Genomic DNA, 24610 nt, shown 5'->3' on the forward strand with positions numbered 1-24610 from the left:
TTCCCCACTTCGTGGAGAAGGCTCGCTCCCGGCGCGGATCCCTATGACCTCCACCCCCCTGCTCTCCCTTTCCGGCATCTCCAAGCGTTTTCCCGGCGTGCGGGCGCTGCATGATGTGCGTCTCGACCTTCATCCCGGTGAGGTCACGGCGCTGCTCGGGGAGAATGGGGCCGGCAAGTCCACCATCGTGAAGATCCTTACCGGCATCTACACGCCGGATGAGGGCGAGATCCGGGTCGGCGGGCAGGCCGTGCGCTTTTCGAGCCCGCGCGATGCCTGGGCAGCCGGCATCACCGCGATCCACCAGGAAACCATCATGTTCGACGAACTCTCGGTCGCCGAGAACGTCTTCATGGGGCATATGCCGAAGGGTGCCGGCGGGCTGGTGGACTGGGGAACTGTGCATGCGCGGACGCGCGAACTGCTCAAGCGTCTCGATGCCGATATCGATCCGGGCGAGCCGCTGAAAGCCCTGAGCGTGGCCCAGAAGCATCTGGTCGAGATCGCCCGCGCCTTGTCGCATGAGGCGCGCATCGTCATCATGGACGAGCCGACGGCGGCACTCTCGGCCCGCGAGATCGACGATCTCTTCCGCATCATCGACCAGCTCAAGGCTGAGGGACGGGCGGTCCTGTTCATCAGCCACAAATTCGAGGAAATTTTCCGTGTCGCCGATCGCTGGCTCTGCTTGCGGGACGGCGAATATGTCGGCGATGGCGCGATCAGCGAGGCCACCTCCGCCGAACTCGTCCGCCTGATGGTCGGACGCTCGATCGACCAGGTCTTTCCCAAGCGCGAGGTGCCGATCGGCGACGTCGCGCTCGAGGTCAGGGGCCTCGCCAATGAGAGCGAATTCGCCGACATCTCCTTCACCTTGCGCCAAGGCGAGATCCTCGGCCTCTACGGGCTGGTCGGCGCCGGCCGGTCCGAGGCCATGCAGGCGGTGTTCGGGCTCTCCCGGCCCGAGAAGGGCGAGATCCTCGTGCGTGGCAAGGCCCGCGCCATCAAAAGCCCCGCCGATGCCATCGCCGCCGGCATCGCCTATGTGCCGGAGGACCGCCAGAGCCAGGGCGCCGTGCTGCCGTTCGGCGTGCGCGAGAACACCACATTGGCCAGCCTGATGCGTCATGCCCGCCTCGGCTTTCTCAGCCTGCGCTCGGAGATCGCCGATACCCGCCGCTTCGGCACCAGGCTCGCGGTGAAGGCCGCCTCCTGGGACCAGAAGCTGCAGGAGCTGTCCGGCGGCAACCAGCAGAAGGTAGTGATCGCCAAATGGCTTGCCACCAATCCCAAGGTCATCGTCCTGGACGAGCCGACGAAGGGCATCGACGTCGGCTCCAAGGCCGCTGTACACGACTTCATGGTGGACCTGGCGGCCGAAGGCCTCGCCGTGGTGCTGATCTCCTCCGAACTGCCGGAGGTGATGGGCATGTCCGATCGCATCCTGGTGATGCACGAGGGCCGCATCGTGAAGGAGTTCGCACGGGCCGAGATGGACGCCGCCGCCATCGTCACGGCCGCCACGGGAGGCCAGGCATGACAGGAAGGCTTGGCATGAAGGCCCTGTGGCGCCGCTATGGCCGCGAGATCATCCTCGCCCTCATCGTTGCAGGCATGGTCCTTGCCATCGGCATAAGGGCGCCGGTCTTCCTCGGGGCCGACAGCCTGATGGGCGTGCTCAAGGATACCGCCATCCTCGCCATGCTGGCGCTCGCCCAGATGACGGTGATCCTCATTCGTGGCATCGACCTCTCGGTGGCGGCCAATCTGGCGCTCAGCGGCATGGTCGCCGCTCTCGCCTCGATCGCGGCGCCCGACCTGCCGATCGGCCTGATCATTCTGATCGCCATCGCCGTCGGCACTTTTTTCGGCTTCGTCAACGGCGTGTTCATCGCCTTCGTCGGCATTCCCCCCATCGTTGTGACGCTGGGCACGCTCGCCATCTATCGCGGCCTCGTCTTCATCGTCTCGGGCGGCAAGTGGATCAGCTCCGACAAGATGACGCCGGCCTTCCTGAACTTTCCGCACGCCACCTTCCTCGGCCTTTCGAGCCTGGTCTGGTTCGCCATCGCGGTGGCGGCGGCAATGGCCCTCTTCCTCGGGCGCACCACCATCGGCCGAGGGCTCTATGCGGTGGGCGGCAATCCGGTGGCGGCGCGCTATTGCGGCATCGATCTTGCCCGCCAGCAATTGCTGGTCTTCACGCTTTCCGGCGCAATCTCAGGCTTGTGCGGCTATCTGTGGGTGGCGCGCTTCGGCATCGCCTATACGGAAATCGCGCTCGGCTATGAGCTCAGCGTGATCGCGGCCTGCGTGATCGGCGGCGTCTCGATCGGCGGCGGTATCGGCTCGGTCAGCGGCGCTTTGCTTGGGGCGCTGTTCCTGGGCGTGGTGGTCAACGCCCTGCCGGTGATCAACGTCTCGCCTTTCTGGCAGATGGCGATCTCGGGCGCGGTCATCCTGGCGGCCGTGGTGGTCAACGCCCGCGCCGAGCACAAGGGCGGCAAGCTGATCCTGCCCGAGGCGCGCCGCCGCGCCGCCGCCAGAGAAGGAGCCCGCTGATGACGGACACGGCCCGCTATCAGGTGCTCGACCGCGCGCCCCGGACGCTGGCGGACCGCCTGCTGCGCTGGGAGACCATCCTCTGCCTGCTGCTGGCGGCGGTGATCGTGGTCAACGCACTGGGTTCGCCTTATTTCCTCGATCTCTACAACCTCTCCGACATGACCCAGAACTTCTCGGAGAAGGCGATCATCGCGCTTGGCATGGCGCTGCTGATCCTCACCCGGGAGATCGACCTGTCCGTCGCCGCGATCGTGGCTCTGGCCTCGCTCGCTATCGGCTATGGCGCGCAGGCGGGCTATGGGCCTGCTATGCTGATCGCCATCGGCCTGGGTGTCGGCATCGTCTGCGGCGCCTTCAATGGCTGGCTGGTCACCGGCTTCGGCCTGCCGTCGATCGTGGTTACCATCGGCACCATGTCGCTCTATCGCGGCATTGCCCAGGTCGTGCTGGGCGACCAGGCGATCACCACCTATCCGGAGGAATACACCAACCTCGCCCAGCTCTACATCATCCAGGAGCCGCCGCTTTATCTAGCCTTCATCCTGTTCCTGGTCCTGGCCGTGCTTTTCACCGTCGCGCTGCATTTCACCGTGTGGGGGCGTATGCTCTATGCCATCGGCAACAACCCGGTGGCGGCACGTTTTTCGGGCATTCCGGTCAATCGCATCCGCTTCCTCATCTTCGTGCTGACGGGGCTTCTGTCCGGGCTCGCTTCGGCCCTGCTCACCGCCCGCATCGGCTCGACCCGGCCCAACATTGCGCTGGGCTGGGAGCTCGAAGTGGTGACCATGGTGGTGCTGGGCGGCATCTCGATCGCCGGCGGCTCGGGCACCATGCCGGGCGTGGTAATCGCGGTCTTCGTGCTCGGCCTCACCACCTTCGGCCTGACGTTGATCAACGTTCCCGGCATCGTCATCGCCGTTATCCTCGGCGTCTTGCTGGTGGCGGCGATCGCCTTGCCGATCATCGTGAGAAGGGTGCTGGGGTTGCGGGGATAGGGCGGGCGAGATCGTTTTCATGCCTCGCTGGGTGCGAAGCACTTTCGCATCGCTTGACAAGATCTCGCCATAATGGCGATTTTTCAGAACACTCTGTCTCTCCGTGATGTGATCACATCTCGTTTCTTGCTACCGTGCTGGGGTCCCACGCAAGAAAAAGTCGCGCTGCCGCTTTTATGTGCTTGTCCCCAGCTTGGAATCATGCGATGTCAGCCCTCCATATTAGGACAGCTATGCTGTCCCATTGTGGATGCCGCTGCCTTCGGGTCTGCGGCCCGCGGACCAGCCGAAGATGGCCCACAGGCCCGGCTTGGCCGTATGGCAAGAACGCCGCTCTCGCGTTTCAGCGCGGAGCGGTGCACAATTGAGTGACAGCTTTCACAATCCGGCGGCATAGTCGCGGCCCGACCCTTGCAAGGGCAGGCGATGAGCGGGCGAGTGTGTGAAGCTGGGAAGCGGGGCAGGGCGAGATCAATGCATCTGGCTCCCTCCTGCGGTTCATCGGACTGCGTCCGGTGGTGAGCGTTGACAGGTGTCGAAGGAACGGATGCGGTAGAACCGCCCGGGACTTGATATCCAACAGGTGACTGAGGCGAAGAGGAAACAGGCGATGAGCGCGATCTTCCAACACGGACAGCAGACGGTTTCGGCGGCGGCGATCGACGCTGCGACGAAAACGAATGCCACCGTGACGAAAGACCGCCGAACGCCTGACCTGGATACGCGCTGCCTGGTGCTGCGCGATCCTGGCCTGCCCGAAGCCCAGGGCCTCTACAATCCCGCCAATGAGAAGGATGCCTGCGGCGTCGGCTTCATCGCCGATATGAAGAACCGCAAGAGCCACAAGATCATCGCGCAGGCGCTGCAGATCCTGCACAATCTCGACCATCGCGGCGCCGTCGGCGCCGATCCGAAGGCGGGTGACGGCTGCGGCATGCTCGTGCAGATCCCGCACGACTTCTTCGCCGCCGAATGCGCCACGCTGGGCTTCGAGTTGCCGGCGCCGGGCGATTATGCCGTCGGCTTCTTCTTCCTGCCGCGCAACGAGGAAGGCCGCGTGCATGCCATGCGCGTGGTAGAGAAGATCGTGGCCGAGGAAGGCGAAGTGTTCCTCGGCTGGCGCGCCGTGCCCGTGGACAATTCGGGCCTGGGCGAAAGCGTGCTGCCGACCGAGCCGATCCACATGCAGGCCTTCATCGGCCGTTCGGCCGCCACGCCCGATCAGGACGAGTTCGAGCGCCGGCTGTTCATCATCCGCAAGGTGATCTCCAACGTCATCTATAACGATGTGGAGCGCCGGCCGGTGACGGCAGGCTTCTATCCGGTCTCGGTGTCCAGCCGCACCATCACCTATAAGGGCATGCTGCTCGCCACTCAGCTCGGCGACTATTTCAAGGACCTCACCGACGAGCGCTTCCAGAGCGCCATCGCCCTGGTGCATCAGCGCTTCTCGACCAATACTTTCCCGAGCTGGACGCTGGCCCACCCCTACCGCATGGTCGCGCACAACGGCGAGATCAACACACTGCGCGGCAATGTGAACTGGATGGCGGCGCGCCAGGCCTCGGTCGATTCCGAGCTGTTCGGCAACGACATCTCCAAGCTCTGGCCGATCTCCTATGAAGGCCAGTCCGACACGGCCTGCTTCGACAATGCGCTCGAATTCCTGGTGCAGGGCGGCTATTCGCTCGCCCACGCCATGATGATGCTGATCCCCGAGGCCTGGGCGGGCAATCCGCTGATGTCCGAGGACCGGCGCGCCTTCTACGAATACCACGCCGCGTTGATGGAGCCCTGGGACGGGCCGGCCGCCGTGGTCTTCACCGATGGCCGCCAGATCGGCGCTACGCTCGACCGCAACGGCCTCAGGCCCGCCCGCTATCTCGTCACCAAGGATGGGCTTGTCGTGCTCGCCTCCGAATTCGGCGTGCTGCCGATTCCCGAGGCCGACATCGTCGAGAAGTGGCGCCTGCAGCCCGGCAAGATGCTGCTGATCGACCTGGAGGAAGGCCGCATCGTCTCCGACGACGAGATGAAGGCCTCGCTCGCCACTGCCAATCCCTATCGCGACTGGCTCAAGCGCACCCAGATCGTGCTGGAGGATCTGCGCCCGGTGGAAGCGCGCGCCTCGCGCACCGACGTGTCGCTGCTCGATCGCCAGCAGGTCTTCGGCTACACCCAGGAAGACATCAAGCTGCTGCTGCCGCCGATGGCGACCACCGGCCAGGAGGCCGTCGGCTCGATGGGCACGGATACGCCGATCTCGGCGCTCTCCGACAAGTCGAAACTGCTCTACACCTATTTCAAGCAGAACTTCGCCCAGGTCACCAACCCGCCGATCGACCCGATCCGCGAGGAATTGGTGATGAGCCTGGTGTCGTTCATCGGACCGCGCCCGAACATCCTCGACCTCGAGGGCACTTCCCGCAAGAAGCGCCTGGAGGTACGCCAGCCCATCCTCACCAATGAGGACCTGGAGAAGATCCGCTGCATCGGCCATGTCGAGGAGCGTTTCGACACCAAGACGCTCGACATGACCTATCCGGCCATCCAGGGAGCGGACGGCATGCGCGGTTCGCTCGAGCGGCTATGCGAGCGCGCCGAGGCGGCGGTGCATGGCGGCTACAACATCATCATCCTGTCCGACCGCCAGACCGGCCCGGACCGCATCCCGATCCCGGCGCTGCTGGCGACGGCGGCCGTGCATCATCACCTCATCCGCAAGGGGCTGCGTACCGCGGCAGGCCTGGTGGTGGAGACCGGCGAGGCACGCGAGATCCATCATTTCTGCTGCCTTGCCGGCTATGGCGCCGAGGCGATCAACCCCTATCTCGCCTTCGAGACGCTGGCCACGCTTCACGCCCAGCTCGAATTCCCCGAGGAAGTCGACGAATATGAGGTGGTCAAGCGCTACATCAAGTCGATCGGCAAGGGCGTGCTGAAGGTGATGTCCAAGATGGGCATCTCGACCTACCAGTCCTATTGTGGCGCACAGATCTTCGACGCCATCGGCCTCTCTTCGGCCTTCGTCGACGAGTTCTTCTTTGGCACCGCCACCATGATCGAGGGCGTCGGCCTCAACGAGGTCGCTGCCGAGGCCGTGTCACGCCACAAGGACGCCTTCTCGGACGCGCCGATCTTTCGCAACGCGCTCGATGTCGGCGGTGAATACGCCTACCGTATCCGTGGCGAGGACCATGTCTGGACACCGGACAGCGTCGCCACGCTGCAGCATGCCGTGCGCAACAATGCGCAGGACCGCTATCGCGATTTTGCCGATACGGTGAACCTGCAGAACGGCCAGCTCCAGACCATCCGTGGCCTGTTCCGCATCAAGACGGCTGGTGAGCGCGGCATGGCCTCAGTGCCCCTGGCCGAGGTCGAGCCCGCGAGCGAATTGGTAAAGCGCTTCGCTACGGGCGCGATGTCCTTCGGCTCGATCTCGCGCGAGGCCCATGAATCGCTGGCCATCGCCATGAACGCCATCGGCGGCAAGTCCAACACCGGCGAGGGCGGCGAGGAAGCCGAGCGCTTCAAGACCCTGCCGGACGGGCGCTCCAAGCGCTCGGCCATCAAGCAGGTCGCCTCGGGCCGCTTCGGCGTCACCGCCGAATATCTGGTCAATGCCGACATGATGCAGATCAAGGTCGCGCAGGGCGCCAAGCCCGGCGAGGGCGGCCAGCTGCCCGGCCACAAGGTCGATGCCGTCATCGCCAAGGTGCGCCACTCGACCCCAGGCGTCGGCCTGATCTCGCCGCCGCCGCATCACGACATCTATTCGATCGAGGATCTGGCGCAGCTGATCTTCGATTTGAAGAACGTCAACCCGGCGGCGGATGTCTCGGTCAAGCTGGTTTCGGAAGTCGGTGTCGGCACCGTCGCCGCCGGTGTCGCCAAGGCCCGCGCCGACCATATCACCATCTCCGGCTTCGAAGGCGGCACAGGCGCTTCGCCGCTGACCTCGATCAAGCATGCCGGCAGTCCTTGGGAAACCGGCCTAGCCGAGACCCAGCAGACGCTGGTACTCAACCGCCTGCGTTCGCGCGTGCGCCTGCAGGTCGATGGCGGGCTCAAGACCGGCCGCGACGTCGTCATCGGCGCGCTGCTCGGGGCGGACGAATTCGGCTTCTCCACCGCGCCCCTGATCGCGGCCGGCTGCATCATGATGCGCAAGTGCCACCTCAATACCTGCCCGGTGGGCGTGGCGACGCAGGACCCCGTGCTGCGCAAGCGCTTCAAGGGCACGCCCGAGCACATCATCAACTACTTCTTCTTCGTCGCCGAGGAAGTGCGCGAGCTGATGGCCGAGCTCGGCTTCCGCAAGCTCGACGAGTTGATCGGCCGCTCCGACCTGCTCGACAAGCAGGATGCCATCGAGCACTGGAAGGCCAAGGGACTCGATTTCACCAAGCTCTTCCACAAGGTGGACGTGCCGGCCAATGTCGGCATCCGCCACGAGGAGAAGCAGAAGCACCCGATCGATACCGTGCTCGACCGCGGTTTCATCGCCGAGGCGGCACCGGCGCTCGACTATGGCCGCGAGGTCACCATCGAGGGCAAGATCACCAATGTCGATCGCACGGCCGGTGCCATGCTCTCGGGCGAAGTCGCCCTGCGCTACGGCTATGAAGGCCTGCCCGACGGCACCATCAAGGTGAATCTGTCAGGCACGGCCGGCCAGAGCTTCGGCTCCTTCCTGGCGGCGGGCATCGACCTGACGCTGGTGGGCCAGGCCAACGACTATGTCGGCAAGGGCCTTTCCGGCGGCCGCATCATCATCAAGCCGAGCCCCGAGACCCAGGCCGTGCCGGAGAAGTCGATCATCATCGGCAACACCGTGCTCTACGGCGCTATTTCCGGCGAGTGCTATTTCCGCGGTGTGGCGGGCGAGCGCTTCGCGGTGCGCAATTCGGGCGCCGCAGCGGTGGTCGAGGGCACCGGCGACCATGGCTGCGAATACATGACCGGCGGCGTGGTGGTCGTGCTCGGCCAGACGGGCCGCAACTTCGCGGCCGGCATGTCGGGCGGTGTCGCCTATGTCTATGACGAGGACCAGAGCTTCGCCAAACGCTGCAACCTCTCCATGGTCGATCTCGAACCGGTGGAAGAGGAAGAGGATTTGATGGAGCGCCTCCACCATCATGGCGGTGACCTCGAGTTCAAAGGCCGCATCGACGTCTCCGGCGACATGGGCCGCTATGACGAGGAGCGCCTGCGCAAGATGATCGAGAACCACCTGCATTATACGGGCTCGACGCTTGCCAAGGCCATGCTGGACGATTGGGCGACCTATCGCACCCGCTTCGTCAAGGTGATGCCGGTCGAATATCGCCGCGCCCTGCGCGAGATGGAAAAAGCCCGCACCATGATGGCGGCGGAGTGATTTCGGCATCGTCGCGGATACCGAAGTCCGCGACATTGATCTTTTGACAACGGCCCCGGATAGCGCGGCGCGCATCCGGTTCGACCGGAGGACTTAGTATGGGCAAGGCAACAGGATTTCTCGAGATCGATCGGCAGGACCAGAAGTATATTCCGGCCGCCGACCGCATCCGCCACTACCGCGAATTCACCCTTCCGCTCGACGACAAGGATGTCGCCAAGCAGGCGGCGCGCTGCATGGATTGCGGCGTGCCCTATTGCCATGGCCCGACGGGCTGTCCGGTCAACAACCAGATCCCGGACTGGAACGACCTCGTCTATCACGACGACTGGGAGGAGGCGGCGCGCAACCTGCACACCACCAACAACTTCCCGGAATTCACCGGCCGCATCTGTCCGGCGCCCTGCGAGGAAGCCTGCACGCTCAACCTCGAGGATGTGCCGGTTACCATCAAGACGATCGAGCAGTCGATCGCCGACAAGGCCTGGGCCATGGGCTGGATCCAGCCCGAGATCGCCAAGGTGAAGACCGGCAAGAAGGTGGCCGTCGTTGGCTCCGGCCCGGCGGGTCTGGCAGGTGCACAGCAGCTCGCCCGCGCAGGCCACGAGGTGCATGTCTATGAGCGCGAGCCCGCCGCCGGCGGCCTGCTGCGCTACGGCATCCCGGACTTCAAGATGGAGAAGCACCATATCGAGCGTCGCGTGCGCCAGATGGAGGCCGAGGGCGTCACCTTTCACTATGGCGTCAATATCGGTGTGACCATGAGCTTCGCCGACCTCAAGGCCGGCCACGACGCCGTGCTGATGGCTGGTGGCGCCGAGACCCCGCGCGATCCCACCCTGCCGGGCGCCGAGCTCGAGGGCGTCCATTTCGCCATGCCGTATCTGGTGCAGAGCAATCGCCGCGTCGGCGGCGAGGACATCTCCAAGGAAGAACCGCTGCTGACCACCGGCAAGCATGTCGTGGTGATCGGCGGCGGCGACACCGCGTCGGACTGTGTCGGCACCTCCTTCCGACAGGGCGCCATCTCGGTGACGCAGCTCGACATCCGGCCCCGTCCGCCCGAGAAGGAAGACAAGCTGGCGATTTGGCCCTATTGGCCGACCAAGATGCGCACCTCCTCCTCGCAGGCCGAGGGTGCCGAGCGCGAATTCCAGGCGGTGACGCTCGGTATCGTCGGCAAGAATGGCCGGGTCACCGGTGTCAAGATCGCCCGTGCCGACGAGAAGCGCCGGCCGATCGAGGGCACGGAGACCGTGTTGCGCGCCGATATGGTTTTCATCGCCCTCGGCTTCACCGGACCGATCAAGGCCGGCATGATCGACCAGTCGGGTGTCGAGCTCGACAAGCGGGGCAATATCGCCGCCACCGATCGGGACTACCGCACCTCGATGGACAAGGTCTACGCCGCCGGCGACATGCGGCGCGGCCAGTCATTGGTGGTCTGGGCCATCCGCGAAGGCCGCCAAGCCGCCCGTGCCATCGACGAGGCGCTGATGGGCGCGACGACGCTGCCGCGCTGAGGGACCGGGTCTTCGGGCCCAATGCCGTTCACTTAAGCGTCTTCGAGTTTGCACGATCTTTATCATTGTCGGGCTTGACCCGGCAATCCAGCGCTTTCGCGCGATTTCAGGATAGCCGGGTCAAGCCCGACAATGACAAATCGTAGCGTTTCCTCTTTCAGCGAACTGCATTGGGCCTTCGGGCCCGCCTTTTTCGGTGTGCCGGTCTTCAGACTGATATTCACGCGCCACCTTTCACGCCGGTCTCGTTCCATCGAGAGACGGGGCTGAGACGATCGCCGCACCATTCCTGCCATCACGGATTTTGACGTGTCCATTCAAAGTGATGATGAATGCGCGTGGATGCTTGTACGGATGGGCGTAAGGCACGTAGGAAGGGAAAACCGAGGCCCCCCATGCTCTCCCTCACGACCGTCCTCGCCTTCACCGCCATTGCCGTCGGCATGGTGCTGACACCCGGCCCCAACATGGCCTATCTGGTCTCGCGCTCGATCTGCCAGGGCCGTCTGGCGGGGTTGATCTCGCTCACCGGTGTCGTCACCGGCTTCGTGATCTATATGCTGCTGGCGGCCTTCGGCATCACCGCGCTGCTGTTCGCGGTGCCCTATGCCTATGATGCCCTGCGTATCGCCGGCGCTGCCTATCTCGCCTGGATGGCCTGGCAGGCGCTCAAGCCCGGCGGACGTTCACCCTTTGAGATTCGCACGCTCAAACCCGATTCGGTGCGGCGGCTCTATGGCATGGGCCTGTTCACCAGCCTGCTCAATCCCAAGGTCGCCGCACTCTATCTTTCGCTGCTGCCGCAATTCGTGGATCATTCCGGCCCTGTGCTCGGCCAGACCCTGCAGCTCGGCCTGATCCAGATCCTGGTCAGTGCCTTCTTCAATGCCTGCTTCGTGGTGATGGCGGGCACTATCTCCGCCTTCCTGGCGGACCGGCCGCTGTGGACGACGGTGCAGCGCTGGCTGATGGGCACGGTGCTGATGGGCCTTGCCGCCCGCATGGCGCTCGACACCGCGCGGCGATGAGTAGGACGCGGACATAGTGACGTGCCTGCATGCCGCCGGGATGTCCGCATTCCCTTTAAGGCACTGCCTGCGCCGGCCAGCGGAAATCGTCGGCGCGGCCCTCACGGGGAGGCAGGCTTTCGCCCTGTCCGAGCACTCTGGCGACACTGGGGTCGGCACCGCCTGGCTTGGGCGCCCCGCCACCGAGCAACTGGCCGCCGGGCGCGGTTTCATAGGCGTCGAGCGGCAGGACGGGCCCGTATTCGGGCTTTTCGGCCGGAGAATCCCCGGGCGTATCGGGGGTGGGTTCAGCGACTGGGGCGGTTGCTACCATCGGTGCCGGCGGCGCCTCGCCGAGCAGGCGCCTCAGATCGCTTTCGAGGAAATGCGCCGCCAGCTTGGCGCCTTCATCGGAGAAGTGTACGCCATCGGCCTTGCGCAGGCGGGCCGGCTGGCCGTCGAGCCCGGTGCCGCTGGCGGCATAGGATCCGTCCGAATTGACGAAACCGTCCCAGATGTCGACATAGAGGCCGCCCGCCGCCGTTACCTGGCTGCGATAGAGGCTGTTGAACCGCACCATGGCAGCGCTGAGCACGTCGCTGCGCATCGGCGGCAAGCCGACCCAGAAGATCTTGATGCCGCGGGCTTTCAGAGGCGCGATCAGGGCGTCGATGCGCTTGCGATAAGCGGCTTCCCATTCCTCTGATTGCGGCTCGAAGCGGGTGCCGTCATCCCGGATGGTCTGGCGGTCGTTGGAGCCGATCAGGATCACCACGGCATCGATCTGGGCATTGGCGGCGAGCAGATCGGCGATGCCCTTGTTCCAGTCGTAAAAGTCGTTGCGCACCAGGCCGCTATCGGCTTTGACATTGCGGATGATGGCGATGTCGGGCCGATCGTCCAGGACGTCCGTCAATCCGGCGGCGAGCTGATCCGCCATCGAATCGCCGATGACATGCACGAAGGAGGAAGGCGGCACGGCTGGTGCCGGCGCCACCTTGGCGGGTTTGGGCAGGGCGAAGGGCGAAGCCCGGACCTTGGTGCGCCGTACGGGCGCTGGCCGGGCGTTCTGCTGGCGCACCTTGTTCTGCATCTCCTGATATTGGCGCAGGGCCTGCCCCGGCGTGTCGCCCCCGCTGTCGCGCGCCATGACATGCCGCTGCGACAGGATGACGGAGGCGAGCACGAACAGGACGATCAGGAGGAGGCGCTGCTTCAAGGCCGGTCTCCGATTTCGCAGGAATGACACGCCCTAGCTGGAAAGATTATCACGCATCAGGGCGTCGCGCTCAGTTTCTGCAGCACTGTCGGGGTTGGATAGCCGTCGGCCACCAGCCCTGCCTTGGCCTGCCAGGTGCGCAGAGCCGCCCGCGCTGCCGGGCCGATCTTGCCGTCGATCGTCTCGATGGGATAGCCGAGCGCCTTCAGCTTCTTCTGCATCGCCGTGATCTGTGCGCGGTTGAGCGTGGTTTCCTGCGACGGCCAGCGGCCCTGCAGCGAGGGGATGCCGCGGATACGGTCGGCGAGCAACCCGACAGAGAGCGTGTAGGAATCTGAGATGTTGTAGGTCTTGATCGCCCAATAGTTCTGGAAGATCAGGAAGGCCGGTCCCTTGGCACCGGCTGGCAGGAATAGCCACGCCTTGTCGGTTTCAGCCTTGCCGGTGTCCAGCAACGGCTTGCCGTCGACCCTGGCGACGCCGAGCTTGGCCCAGGCCCCGACCGGGCCGCCATCATGAGCATTGATGGCGGTGAAATCGAATTTCGCCGGCAGCTTCACCTCATGGCCCCAGCGCTTGCCGGCATCCCAGTCGTGCAGCTTGAGATAGTTGGCGATCGAACCGATGACGTCGGGTTCTTCGTTCCAGATGTCGCGCTTGTTGTCGCCATCCATGTCGACGGCATATTTCAGAAAGCTGGAGGGCATGAACTGCACCTGGCCCAGCGCCCCTGCCCAGGAACCGGTCATGCCGCGCGGCGTGATGTCGTGCTCCTGCAGGATCTTGAGGGCATCGATCAATTCGTCGCGGAAGAGCTCGGGGCGCTTGGCCGTGCAGCAGGCCAGCGTGGTGAGCGAGCGGATGATGTCGGAATTGCCGGGCGAGGCGCCGTAATTGCTCTCCAACGACCAGATGGCGAGAATGACGTAGCGATCGACGCCATAGCGTTCCTCGGCCTTGTCGAGCCATGATTTCCAGCGCTGCGCCATGGCCTTGCCCTGGGCGATGCGGTCGGCGCTCAGGCGGGCATCGACATAGGCGCGGATGGTTTGGTTGAATTCGGGCTGGGTGCCGGCCAGCGAGATCACCTTGGGATCGACGCCGAGCCCGGCGAAGGCGGCATCGAAGGTCTCGCGGGAAATGCCGGCCTTCTCGGCCCGTGGCCACAAGGCGGTAACGAAGGTCAGATAGCCGTCGGCGCGGGCGGGTGAGGCCAGACCGGGAAGCGCGAGGCCGAGAATCATGAGGCCCAGAACGGATCCGAGCCGCATCGTGCGCGCGATGACGTTAGAAGGCGTGCAGGGCATGAAAGCGTTCCCGAATCCTGATTCTCTTTACTGATTCTGTGATAAATACCGCCGCGAAACAAATCGTGACGAGGCAGGTTTGAAGCAAGGTGATGGCATGGTGAAGGCGGCGCAGCAATCGGCCCTGCGCACCATCGCAACTGAACGCGTCGGCTTGGAAGCATTGGCGCAGGCAATCGAAGGCGATCTCGGCCCCATATTCGGCGCTTGCATCGATCTCGTCGCCCGCCTCAAGGGCCGGGTCATCATTACCGGCATGGGCAAATCGGGCCATATCGGCAAGAAGATCGCCGCCACCTTCGCCTCTACAGGCACGCCCGCTTTCTTCGTGCATCCGAGCGAGGCCAGCCATGGCGATTTGGGCATGATCACGGCTGATGATGCCGTCATCGCCCTGTCTTGGTCGGGCGAGACGCGCGAGCTCGGCGACATCATCGACTATGCTACCCGCTTCAACGTGCCCTTGATCGCGGTGACCTCGGTGGCGAGTTCCACCTTGGCCAAGGCGGCGGACCTGCCTCTGGTCCTGCCCCAGGCCAAGGAAGCCTGCCCGAACGGCCAGGCGCCGACGACGTCTTCCCTGATGATCTTGGCGCTCGGCGACGCCCTGGCCATGGCCATGCTGGAAACACGCGGCTTCACCGCCGCCGATTTCCGTGTCTTCCATCCCGGTGGCAAGCTCGGCGCTTCGCTCAAATTCGTGCGCGACGTCATGCGTACCGGCGATGCGGTGCCGCTGGTCGCCGAGGGTACGCTGATGTCGGAGGCCATCCTGGTGATGTCGAAGAAGGGAGTCGGCAGCGTCGGCGTCGTCGATGCGTCCGGCGCGCTGATCGGTATCGCCACGGATGGCGACCTCCGGCGCCATATGAGCGACGATTTGATGACACGGCGGGTCGACGACATCATGACACGTACACCCAAGGTCATCCGCCCCGATGCCCTGGTGAGCGAAGCCATGGAGGTGATGGACTCCAGGCGCATCGCCGTGCTGTTCGCCGTGGAAGGCGGACGGCCCGTGGGTGTCGTCCATATGCTCGACCTCCTGAACATCGGCGTCGTGTGAGCAATGCCTCGCCCCTGCGCCTGACGATCGAGAACCTCGCCTGCGAGCGGGGCGGGCGGCTCGTGTTCGAAGGGGTCGGCTTTTCCGCCGGTGCCGGCGACCTCGTTGCGGTAACGGGCCGCAACGGGGCCGGCAAATCCAGCCTGCTCAGGGTGATCGCCGGCCTGGTGCCGCGCCGGGACGGGCGGATACGCCTGGATGGCGGCGGTGCCGAGAAGACGCCCGCCGAGCACATGCATTATTGTGGCCATGCCGATGCCCTGAAGCCCTCCCTGAGCGTGCGCGAGAATTTGGGCTTCTGGCGCGCTTATTACGGCGATGCCGATCGCTCGATCGAGGATGCCCTCGATATCCTAGCCATCGAGCATCTCATCGACCTGCCCGCAGCCTATCTCTCGGCCGGCCAGAAGCGCCGGCTCTCTCTGTGCCGGCTCCTGGTGTCCCGGCGGCCGGTCTGGCTTTTGGACGAGCCGACATCGGCTCTCGATAGCACCACCCAGGCCCGTCTTGCCGAGGTGATGGGCGAGCATCTCCAGGGTGGAGGACTGATCCTGGCCGCCACCCATGGCGATCTCGGTTTCGCACCGAGCCGGACGCTGGCGATCGGTACGGCATGAGTGCGCTCGGGGCTCTGTTCGTGCGGGAATTGCGGCTGGCTGTCAGGGCAGGCGGTGGCGCGCCGGTCGGCGTCATCTTCTTCCTTGCGGTGGTGACGGTCATTCCCTTCGGTGTCGGTCCCGACCTCAATCTGCTCACACGTATCGGCCCGGCTGTGCTCTGGCTCGGGGCCCTGCTGGCAACGCTGCTCGGCCTCGATCGCCTGTTCCAGGCCGATCTCGACGACGGGTCGCTCGACCTCATCCATCTCGGCGGGCCCCCCTTGGAACTGGCCGTAGCGGTAAAGGCGCTGGCGCATTGGGTAACCACCGGGCTGCCGCTGGTCATCGCCACGCCGCTGCTCGGCCTGTTCGTCAATCTGCCTGGCAAGGGCCTTGCGGCCGTGACGCTGACCTTGCTGGTGGGCACGCCGGCGCTCACCTTTCTCGGTGCCATCGGCGCGGCGTTGACCGTGGCGCTCAGGCGTGGCGGCATGCTGATCTCTATCCTGATCCTGCCGCTCACCATCCCCGTACTGATCTTCGGGGTGGCCGCCGCCACCGCCGCGATTACCGGCCCGATGCCCTTCCTGCCGCCCTTCCTGCTGCTGTCGGCCATGACGCTGTTTTCCATCGTGCTCGGCACGGTGGCGGCGGCCTGGGCCCTACGCTTCGGGCTGGAATAACGGGCTCTACGGCATCAGCACTTCGCGCCGGAGCAGGGCCTCGAGCCAGTCCGCGAACAACTGCACGCGGCGCGAGAAATGCCGGCGATGCGGAAAGAGCAGCGTCATCGGCATGGAGGCAGCGCGGTAATCGGGCATGACCTCGACGAGCTCACCTGCCGCCATATGGCGCTTCACGTCATAGGCCGGTATCTGGATCAGGCCGAAACCCGCCAGGCAGCAGGCGATATAGACTTCCGCGCCATTGACGACGACGCGGCTGCGCACCGAACGCGTCTGGACCGCGCCTTGAGCCAACCATTCCCAGGGCTCGACCCGACCCGTGGTGGGCGAGGCATAGTTGACGGCCAGGTGCTCGTCGAGATCTTCGGGGCTGCGGGGCACGCCATGACGCGCGAGATAGGCAGGGCTGGCAACATTGACGAGGGGCAATTCGCCGATGGTGCGGGCGATCAGCCCTGAATCGCTGAGAGGGCCGACCCGCAGCACACAGTCGAGGCTGTCCTCGACCAGGTCGACGGTGCGGTCGGTCACGCCGAGATCGACGTCGATCTCGGGATAGAGATCGAGGAACTCGGCCAAGGCCGGCGCCACGATCAACCGGCCGATGCGCCCGGGCAGGTCGACACGCAGGCGCCCCGCCGGGCCGACTGCAGCCTGCCGGAACAGACCTTCGGTCTCTTCGAAATCGGAGAGCAGGCGCAGGCAACGCTCATAGAGGGCCAGTCCATCCTGCGTGGGGGCGACCTTGCGGGTGGTCCGATGCAGCAGGCGCGCGCCCATGCGGGCTTCCAGATCCTTGATGGCTGCCGAGACCGAGGGGCGCGGCAGCCCCAGCGTGTTGGCGGCGCGCGTGAAACTCGAACTGTCGACGACGCGAACGAAGATACGGAAGAGGTCGATGCGGTCCACGGCCTGATACCAGATTGGTACGAGATCTTAACATGTCATGTTCGAATGGGTAGCTTTATATCGAAATTCAAGACGATAAGCTGACCTTCCTTTAGCCTCCCCTTCACAAACAGGAAGATCCAGCATGGCCGATCACAGCATCAAGGGAAAAGTGGCGTTGATTGCCGGAGGCGCCAAGAATCTGGGCGGGCTTCTGGCGCGCGATCTGGCGGCGCAGGGCGCCAAGGCGGTCGCCATCCACTACAACAGCGTCGCCACCAAGGCGGCGGCCGATGAAACCGTTGCTGCCATCAACGCGGCGGGTGCCAAGGGCGTCGCCTTCCAGGGCGACCTCACCTCGGCCGGCGCGGTCGAGAAGCTGTTTGCCGACACCATCGCGGCCGTCGGCCGTCCCGACATTGCCGTCAACACCGTGGGCAAGGTGCTCAAGAAGCCTTTCGTCGAGATCTCCGAGGCCGAATATGACGAGATGACCGCGGTCAACTCGAAAACCGCCTTCTTCTTCCTCAAGGAGGCCGGCAAGCACCTCAACGACAACGGCAAGATCTGCACGCTCGTCACCTCGCTGCTCGGCGCCTTCACGCCGTTCTATGCCGCCTATGCCGGCACCAAGGCCCCGGTGGAGCATTTCACGAGAGCCGCTTCCAAGGAGTTCGGCGAACGCGGCATTTCGGTGACCGCCATCGGTCCCGGCCCGATGGACACGCCCTTCTTCTATCCCGCCGAAGGCGCCGATGCCGTCGCCTACCACAAGAGCGCCGGCGCCCTGTCGAAATTCTCCAAGACCGGCCTCACCGACATCGAGGACATCGTGCCCTATATCCGCTTCCTCGTCTCCGACGGCTGGTGGATGACCGGCCAGACCATCCTCGTCAATGGCGGCTACACCACCAAGTAAGCGCGAGTTTTCCGGGTGCACTGGTATCCCGGCGATATGCTTGCTTGTTGCTATGCCCGTTCTCCCCCGGTGAGCAGACGCGGTGCTTCCAAAAAGACGGGCAAGATGCCCGTGCACTCGGAGGGACTTCCTCATGGATTGGGGAAGTCCTTCCGCCTGGTCTCCCATTTTTGTGTTCCCTGCGAGATTGTCTCCCTGTGCGCGTGCAGGTAAAACAATCGCATGTGGAAATACGCCAATCCCACCCTGTTCATGGGCCTTGCCGGTCGTCTCCTGCCCTGGCTGGCAGGAGCGACGGTGCTGTTGTTCGCCGCCGGTCTCTACGGGGCGGCCGTTGCGCCCGACGACTACCAGCAGGGCGCCACGGTGAAGATCATGTATATTCACGTGCCCTGTGCCTGGCTCGCCATGGCCGGCTGGGGCGCGATGTCGCTTTCGGCACTCGGTGTGCTGGTCTGGCGTCATCCCCTTGCCGAGGTGGCGATGAAGGCCGCCATGCCGATCGGCGCTGCCTTCACCCTGCTGTGCCTGATCACCGGTTCGCTCTGGGGGCAGCCGATGTGGGGCACCTGGTGGGTCTGGGATGCGCGCCTGACCTCGGTACTCGTGCTGTTCCTGATGTATCTGGCGCTGATGGCGCTGTGGCACTCCATCGAGGATCCCAGCAGGGCGGCGCGGATCTCGGCCGTGCTGGTACTGGTCGGCGCCGTCAACATTCCGATCATCAAATTCTCGGTGGACTGGTGGAACACCCTGCACCAGGGTGCGTCGGTGTTCCGCATCGGCGGTTCCACCATCTATTCGTGGATGATGCTGTGGCCGCTGCTCGACATGGCGATCGCCTTCACCCTGCTCTTCGCCACGCTGCATCTGATGGCGATGCGCAACGAAATCCTGCGCCGGCGTATCCGCACCATGCGCCTGATGGCGGCGGCCGGCGTCACCCCGGCCATGACCGCCTCCGTTCCGGTGGAGGTCTGACATGGTGGTGTTCGGCATGGACCTTGGTCCGCACTGGGCTTTCATCGCCTGGGCCTATGGCCTGGCGGCGATCGTGATCGTGGCGCTGATCGCCTGGGTGATGCTCGATCACAAGGCACAGCACAAGACCCTGGCCGAGCTGGAATCCCAGGGCCTGCGCCGCCGTTCGCGTCGGGACGCCAATCAAAGCGGGCAGACGCCATGACCGAAAGCCACGCCCTGCCGCCGGCACCGCGCCGCCGCGCGCTGGTGTTCCTGCCCTTGATCGTGTTCGCGGCGCTTGCCGGCCTGTTCTTCTACCAGCTCCGCTCGGGCGGCGATCCCTCGGCCTTGCCCTCCACTCTGATCGGCAAACCCGTGCCTGAGATGAGTTTGCCGCCGCTCGCCGAACTCGCGCGGGACGGCAAGACGCTTCCGGGGCTTGCCACCGGCGATCTGAAATCGGGCGGCGTGAGCGTGGTCAACATCTTCGCATCCTGGTGCGGCCCTTGCCGGGACGAACATCCGGTGCTGATGAAGCTTGCGGGCCTCGACAAGGCGCGTCTGGTCGCAATCAATTACAAGGACGATCCCGACAATGCGCGCCGCTATCTCGGTACCTTCGGCAATCCCTATGCGGCCGTGGGCGTCGACGTCAACGGCCGTTCCGCCATCGATTGGGGCGTCTATGGCGTGCCGGAGACCTTCGTGGTCAATGCCAAGGGCGAGATCGTCGACAAGATTGTCGGCCCGCTGAGCGAGGACAGCCTGAAGTCCAGGCTGCTGCCCGCGATCGAGGCCGCCTCCAAACCATAACCGCCGATACGTTCCAAGGCCACAATGACCGATCGTTCCAAGCTTCCCTACCGCCGCTGTGCCGGCGCGGCGCTCTTCAATGCGCAAGGCAAGGTCTTCGTCGGCCGCCGCAAGCCGCGTACCGGCAGCGCGCCGGGCAGCTTCGAATGGCAGATGCCGCAGGGCGGTATCGACGAGGGCGAGGATCCCCGTGAGGCGGCGATCCGCGAACTCCATGAAGAGACCAATGTGCGTTCGATCGCCTTTCTGGCCGAAGCGCCCGATTGGTACTCCTATGATCTGCCTGTCGAAGCGGTCGGCGGGGGCTGGACGGGCCGTTATCGTGGTCAGACCCAGAAATGGTTCGCCTTCCGCTTCACCGGCCCCGACAGCGAGATCGACGTGCTCAGGCCGGCCGGCGGCCAGCACAAGGCCGAGTTCGAAGATTGGCGCTGGGAGGATCTTGCTGCCTTGCCCGGCCTGATCGTGCCGTTCAAGCGCGGCGTGTACGATGAGGTGGTGGCGGCTTTCCGCCATCTGGTGGCGTGATGGATGAAACCAGACCCTATCGCCCCAATGTCGGCATCGCCCTGCTCAATGCCGAGGGGCTGGTGCTGGTCGGCCGGGCCGAGACGTCCGGGCCGGAGCTGATCGTGCCGGGCTTCGAATGGCAATGTCCGCAGGGCGGCATCGACGAGGGCGAAGATATCGTCGCGGCGGCCAAGCGCGAGCTCTGGGAAGAGACCAATGTCCGCACCGCCTCGGTGCTGGCGGTGACGGAGGAATGGTGGCCCTACGACTTCCCACCCTATGACGGGCCACCGCACAAACTGTCACCCTTTCGCGGCCAGAAGCAGCGCTGGGCCGCCCTCCGCTTCGAGGGTACGGACAGCGAGATCGACGTCGTCAACCTGCCGACCGGTGAGCCGCAGGAATTTTTCGGCTGGCGCTGGGAGAGGCTGGCGCGGCTGCCTGAACTGGTGACCCCGCACAAGCGCCCGGTCTATCTGCGCATGGCGCAGGCCTTCGCCCGCCTCGGCGCCTGACGCGCGGGCGGGACTTTCGCCGGACCACCCTGTTCAGCGTAGATCCATTGGACGGATTGGCGCCGTGCCATGCTTGTGCCAAGCTATGCTGCTTCAATGGCATTGACACGGTATTGGGGGCTGCATTTCGGAGGTGGCGTCCCCATATGCTGTTTTTGGCGCGGAGGCGCAGAAGCAATGTTTCGAAATGTCATGCCCTATGATTATACCGTCGGTATCGATCGCTCGGATATCGACTTCATGGGCCATGTCAACAATGCCAGCTATCTGAAATGGGTGCAGGCGGCGATCATCAGTCACTGGGAACGCCTGGCGCCCGCCGAGGCGTTGAAGAAGCATGCCTGGGTGGCGCTCCGTCACGAGATCACCTATCGCAAGCCGGCCTTCCTCGATGACGATGTGATCGCTACCGTCATTCTCGAAAAGGTGCACGGCGCCAGGGCCTTTTACGGCATCATCATCAAGCGCGGCGAGGAAGTGCTGGCCGAGGTGAAGTCGAGCTGGTGCTGCCTGGATGTGGCCACCAAACGCCCGAAACGGCTTTCAAGCGCCATCATCGAGCGTTTTCTCGGCAGGCCGGCGAGCTGAAGAACGTCAGGCCTCCGATGAGGCAAGAATCGCAAAGGCGCGTAGAAGCAAAAAGCTAGGGCAAACAAGCGTTCACGCTTGAACGCGCTTTGCTCCAGGAAAGAGCTGGTCGCGCGAGGCGATGAGCGCCCCGCCGACGATGAGCAGTACGGCGAGCGCCAGGGCCAGGCTCGGTGAAGCGATGCCAACGGCGACCAGGATCAGCGTCGACAGTACAGGCGTGGCGTAGGAGGCGACGCCGAGCAGGCGGATGTCGCCATGCTTGACCCCGCGATCCCAGGCATAGAAGGCCAGGCCCACCGGTCCGAGGCCGAGGCCGACGATGGCAAGCCACTCCTTGGCATCGGGCCACACCGTGGTTTCGAACAGGCCGTGGCAGATCAGGGCCAGCACGCAGGTCACCCCGCAAAAGCCCACCACCGCATCCGTTGGCACCGCCTTGAAGCGGCGCGACAAAACCGAATAGCCCGACCAGATGAAGGCGCAGGCTAGCGCCAGCGCATAGCCGGGCGCATTGGCCATCTCGAAGCCCGACACTCCTTTGGCGAGGGCGAGCGCCAGTACCCCGGCAAAGCCGAGCATGGCGCCGGCGACGTGATACCAGCGCAGGCGCTCGCCGGGCAGCATGGCGGAGAACAGCACGATCAGGAGCGGCCAGAGATAGGCGATCAGGCTGGCTTCGGCCGGCGGGGCCCGCTTGAGGGCCTCGAAATAGACGGCGTGATAACCGAACAGGCCGCCGACGCCGAGCGCCCAGACCGGCCAGGGCTGGCGTAGAGCCGCGGTAGCGCCAGGCCGGAACGGCCAGGAGGCTGCGCCCATCAGCGTCGCCACCGCAAAGGTCAGCCCCAGCAGTTGGAAGGACGGGATGCGGTAGGTGAGCGCCGTGGTCAGCGCCAGCACGGACCAGAGCAGGATGGCGATCAGGCCGATCAGGGTAGCGAGCAATTTGGCAGGCATGGACGGTTCTTTCGGTTGTGCCTGCTATGCCGCAAAATCGATATCTGCGCTATCGGGGATTTTTGGCCCGGGCCACTGGCCCTGCCATTCCCAATCGTGCTGCTTTTCCAAGGATCGCCGTAGTGCCGGGGAGCGGTAAAGAAAAACCGCAGGCGTTACGCCGGCAGCTTTCTCGCCTGGTGCCGCGGCGGCCGGATCTCGCCGCGCTGGGTGCCGATCGACATCTCGAAGCTGTCGGCGATGCGGCGGGCGCGGTCGATGAAGAGCAGGGCGGCATTGCGAGGCAGCACTTCGAGAGCGGTGCGCTCGAACAGATCGAGCCAGCGATCGAAATGGCGACCTTCCAGCGGCAGCATCAGATGGGGACGGAGCGGGCGGCCGTCATAGCGCCCGCTGCGCAAGATGACGGATGACCAGAAGGCACAGAGCTTGGCGAGATGGTCGTCCCAATCGGCGACTTTCGCGTTGAAGATCGGCCCGATCAACTCGTCCTGCCGCACCCTGCCATAGAAAGTGTGGACCAGGCGCTCGATCATCGCCTCGCTGACCGCGATGCCATCAGGCTCGCTCATATTGATACTGGCTGCCATGGCCGTCTCTATGCCGGAAAATTCGTACGAGGACCAATGCACTGGTGTCGCAGCAGCTATTTTTAGGCGCCGGTACTGACATTCGGATGGCGCATCACCATCTAACTGGAAATCATTGGAAGAGTGGAGGCCGCTATGCGCATGCGTCCACTTGCGATAATTGTTCTTCTTCTTGGTTTGATTGCAAATCCGGCCGGGGCTCAACAGCAGCCCGACCCTGAAAACCCGGACAATGATAGTCGCGAGCAACTTTACGAGCTCGGTCGTTTCATTGCGATCTATCAGCGAGTGCTTGCCACCTATGTCGACAAGCCCGCGCCGGATGTGCTGATCCAGGGCGCGATCGGCGGCATGATGTCGAAGCTCGACCCTCATTCGCGCTATGTCGATCCCAAAGCCATGTCCGACATGCAGCAGGAGCTTGCCGGCAAGCAGGTTGGGCTCGGCCTTGAAGTCGAAATACAGGGCGGACTGGTCAAAGTGGAGCATGTCCTGCCGGCCACACCGGCCGCCGCGGCAGGCCTGCAAGTAGGGGACATCATCCTCACACTGGATGGCGCTGCCGTGCGCGGGCTGGGTCTGGCCCTGATGCTGCAGCGCATGAACGGGCCGGTAGGCAGTTCCGCCACCCTGACCGTTCGGCGGCGCGGCAATGCCAGGCCACTGTCCTATACGCTCATGCGCGAGATCATCCGGGCCGAGAGCGTACGCTTCGAGGTGATGGGCGAGGATGTCGGCTATATCCGCATCGGGGAATTCAACGAACAGACGCCCGATAGCCTCAAGCGGATCGCCGAGCGCCTGGCGACCGCCTTCCGGCCTGGCGCCTTGAAGGGTATCGTTCTCGATTTGCGCAACAATCCCGGCGGTTTGCTCGATCAGGCGATCATGGTGTCGGCAGCCTTCATCGGCAAAGGAGTGCTGCTGTCGATCCGTGGGCGCGAGCCCGACCAGTCCAAGGTCTATGTTGCTCATGGCGAGGACATCACCGGCGGCGTGCCGCTGGTGGTGCTGATCAATGGCGGCACCGCCTCGGCAGCCGAGATCGTCGCCGGGGCCTTGCAGGATTTCAAGCGCGCCACCATTGTGGGCACGCGCTCCTTTGGCAAGGGCTCGATCCAGACGGTGACGCGCCTGCCCGACGACAGCGCCCTGGTGCTGACCACGGCGCGCTATTACACGCCCCTCGGCCGCTCGATCCAGGCGCAGGGCATCGAGCCCGACATCGCTGTGCAGCAGCCGGACCCGACCGGTGCCGGCCTCGGCCATGCCACGCCGGGCGAAGCTGGCCTGACAGGCCACCTCAAGGGCACCGGTGCGAAGGATGAGAGCGGCTCGTCCTTCTATGTGCCGTCGAACCCCGCCGCCGACGTCCAACTGGGCGTTGCCCTCGACATGCTGCGGAGTACCGAGCGCGGGGGCAGCGAATTATGGCGGCCTCCCGGGAACTGAGCGGCGACGATTCGGCTGCCCGGTCGAAACAGCTGATGGCTTTCGAGCCGTCATTGCGA

Annotated in this window: 22 protein-coding genes; 17 read left to right on the forward strand and 5 right to left on the reverse strand. The window is 64.6% G+C overall.

Translation table 11 applies throughout. The annotated features are described in order from the left end of the window. Positions 1–43: 43 nt before the first annotated feature. The 6 genes from ACN6KF_RS23190 (at position 44) to ACN6KF_RS23215 (ending at position 11497) form a co-directional block, all read left to right on the forward strand. Positions 44–1540: a sugar ABC transporter ATP-binding protein gene (locus ACN6KF_RS23190; protein WP_434959115.1), complete on the forward strand. Its 1497-nt coding sequence runs from the start codon at positions 44–46 to the stop codon at positions 1538–1540. Continuing rightward, a complete protein-coding gene (locus ACN6KF_RS23195; protein ID WP_434959116.1) occupies positions 1537–2562 on the forward strand; it encodes an ABC transporter permease in 1026 nt (341 codons plus the stop codon). Before ACN6KF_RS23190 ends, ACN6KF_RS23195 begins: the two co-directional genes overlap by 4 nt. Then, on the forward strand, positions 2562–3563 hold the full coding sequence (locus ACN6KF_RS23200) for an ABC transporter permease (RefSeq protein ID WP_434959117.1): 1002 nt from the start codon (positions 2562–2564) through the stop codon (positions 3561–3563). The genes ACN6KF_RS23195 and ACN6KF_RS23200 overlap by 1 nt, the downstream gene beginning before the upstream one ends. A 610-nt stretch (positions 3564–4173) precedes the next feature. Beyond that, on the forward strand, positions 4174–8946 hold the full coding sequence (gene gltB / locus ACN6KF_RS23205) for a glutamate synthase large subunit (RefSeq protein WP_434959118.1): 4773 nt from the start codon (positions 4174–4176) through the stop codon (positions 8944–8946). 98 nt (positions 8947–9044) lie between these two features. Beyond that, positions 9045–10469: a glutamate synthase subunit beta gene (locus ACN6KF_RS23210; RefSeq protein WP_434959119.1), complete on the forward strand. Its 1425-nt coding sequence runs from the start codon at positions 9045–9047 to the stop codon at positions 10467–10469. 395 nt (positions 10470–10864) lie between these two features. Further along, positions 10865–11497, forward strand: a complete 633-nt coding sequence (locus ACN6KF_RS23215; RefSeq protein WP_434959120.1) for a LysE family translocator — start codon at positions 10865–10867, stop codon at positions 11495–11497. 55 nt (positions 11498–11552) lie between these two features. On the opposite strand, the gene ACN6KF_RS23220 is transcribed toward ACN6KF_RS23215, so the two are convergent. Beyond that, the gene (locus ACN6KF_RS23220) at positions 11553–12695 is read right to left on the reverse strand and encodes an SGNH/GDSL hydrolase family protein (RefSeq protein WP_434959121.1); all 1143 of its coding nucleotides are present in this window, start codon (positions 12693–12695) and stop codon (positions 11553–11555) included. A gap of 56 nt (positions 12696–12751) precedes the next feature. Then, complete coding sequence (locus ACN6KF_RS23225) at positions 12752–14002, reverse strand: lytic murein transglycosylase (RefSeq protein ID WP_434959122.1); 1251 nt, start codon at positions 14000–14002, stop codon at positions 12752–12754. 97 nt (positions 14003–14099) lie between these two features. On the opposite strand from ACN6KF_RS23225, the gene ACN6KF_RS23230 reads away from it, so the two are divergent. The 3 genes from ACN6KF_RS23230 to ccmB are packed head-to-tail and all read left to right on the forward strand — an operon-like array spanning position 14100 to position 16350. Beyond that, positions 14100–15068 carry a KpsF/GutQ family sugar-phosphate isomerase gene (locus tag ACN6KF_RS23230; protein ID WP_434959748.1) on the forward strand — a complete coding sequence of 323 codons (969 nt, stop codon included), beginning with the start codon at positions 14100–14102 and terminating at the stop codon, positions 15066–15068. A 14-nt stretch (positions 15069–15082) separates the two neighbouring features. Next, positions 15083–15685, forward strand: coding sequence for a heme ABC exporter ATP-binding protein CcmA (ccmA, locus tag ACN6KF_RS23235; protein ID WP_434959749.1), 603 nt, complete (start codon positions 15083–15085; stop codon positions 15683–15685). After that, the gene (ccmB, locus tag ACN6KF_RS23240) at positions 15682–16350 is read left to right on the forward strand and encodes a heme exporter protein CcmB (RefSeq protein WP_434959123.1); all 669 of its coding nucleotides are present in this window, start codon (positions 15682–15684) and stop codon (positions 16348–16350) included. The genes ccmA and ccmB overlap by 4 nt, the downstream gene beginning before the upstream one ends. 6 nt (positions 16351–16356) lie before the next feature. Here the strand turns inward: ccmB and ACN6KF_RS23245 are convergent, their stop codons facing one another. Then, positions 16357–17262, reverse strand: a complete 906-nt coding sequence (locus tag ACN6KF_RS23245) for a LysR family transcriptional regulator (RefSeq protein ID WP_434959124.1) — start codon at positions 17260–17262, stop codon at positions 16357–16359. 124 nt (positions 17263–17386) lie between these two features. Between ACN6KF_RS23245 and ACN6KF_RS23250 the strand changes: the two genes are divergently transcribed. The 7 genes from ACN6KF_RS23250 (at position 17387) to ACN6KF_RS23280 (ending at position 21549) form a co-directional block, all read left to right on the forward strand. Beyond that, positions 17387–18160 carry an SDR family oxidoreductase gene (locus tag ACN6KF_RS23250; protein ID WP_434959125.1) on the forward strand — a complete coding sequence of 258 codons (774 nt, stop codon included), beginning with the start codon at positions 17387–17389 and terminating at the stop codon, positions 18158–18160. A gap of 222 nt (positions 18161–18382) precedes the next feature. Next, positions 18383–19141, forward strand: coding sequence for a heme ABC transporter permease (locus ACN6KF_RS23255; protein ID WP_434959126.1), 759 nt, complete (start codon positions 18383–18385; stop codon positions 19139–19141). A gap of 1 nt (position 19142) precedes the next feature. Beyond that, entirely contained in the window at positions 19143–19346 is a 204-nt protein-coding gene (gene ccmD / locus ACN6KF_RS23260) for a heme exporter protein CcmD (RefSeq protein WP_434959127.1), read from the forward strand. Further along, entirely contained in the window at positions 19343–19936 is a 594-nt protein-coding gene (locus tag ACN6KF_RS23265) for a DsbE family thiol:disulfide interchange protein (RefSeq protein ID WP_434959128.1), read from the forward strand. Before ccmD ends, ACN6KF_RS23265 begins: the two co-directional genes overlap by 4 nt. A gap of 24 nt (positions 19937–19960) precedes the next feature. Next, entirely contained in the window at positions 19961–20464 is a 504-nt protein-coding gene (locus ACN6KF_RS23270; protein ID WP_434959129.1) for an RNA pyrophosphohydrolase, read from the forward strand. Next, positions 20464–20961, forward strand: a complete 498-nt coding sequence (locus ACN6KF_RS23275) for an RNA pyrophosphohydrolase (protein WP_434959130.1) — start codon at positions 20464–20466, stop codon at positions 20959–20961. Before ACN6KF_RS23270 ends, ACN6KF_RS23275 begins: the two co-directional genes overlap by 1 nt. A gap of 192 nt (positions 20962–21153) precedes the next feature. After that, positions 21154–21549 (forward strand): acyl-CoA thioesterase, encoded by a 396-nt coding sequence (locus ACN6KF_RS23280; protein WP_434959131.1) that lies wholly within the window; start codon positions 21154–21156, stop codon positions 21547–21549. A gap of 72 nt (positions 21550–21621) precedes the next feature. Here the strand turns inward: ACN6KF_RS23280 and yddG are convergent, their stop codons facing one another. Together yddG and ACN6KF_RS23290 are read right to left on the reverse strand one after the other, a co-directional pair. Beyond that, complete coding sequence (gene yddG / locus ACN6KF_RS23285) at positions 21622–22509, reverse strand: aromatic amino acid exporter YddG (RefSeq protein ID WP_434959132.1); 888 nt, start codon at positions 22507–22509, stop codon at positions 21622–21624. Positions 22510–22664: 155 nt separating this feature from the next. After that, entirely contained in the window at positions 22665–23099 is a 435-nt protein-coding gene (locus ACN6KF_RS23290) for a group III truncated hemoglobin (RefSeq protein ID WP_434959133.1), read from the reverse strand. A 141-nt stretch (positions 23100–23240) separates the two neighbouring features. Here ACN6KF_RS23290 and ACN6KF_RS23295 point away from each other — a divergent pair, with 141 nt between their 5' ends. Next, positions 23241–24551 carry a S41 family peptidase gene (locus tag ACN6KF_RS23295; RefSeq protein ID WP_434959750.1) on the forward strand — a complete coding sequence of 437 codons (1311 nt, stop codon included), beginning with the start codon at positions 23241–23243 and terminating at the stop codon, positions 24549–24551. Positions 24552–24610 lie beyond the last annotated feature (59 nt).

Source organism: Labrys methylaminiphilus subsp. lupini, from assembly GCF_051161885.1.
In the GTDB taxonomy this organism is placed as follows: domain Bacteria; phylum Pseudomonadota; class Alphaproteobacteria; order Rhizobiales; family Labraceae; genus Labrys.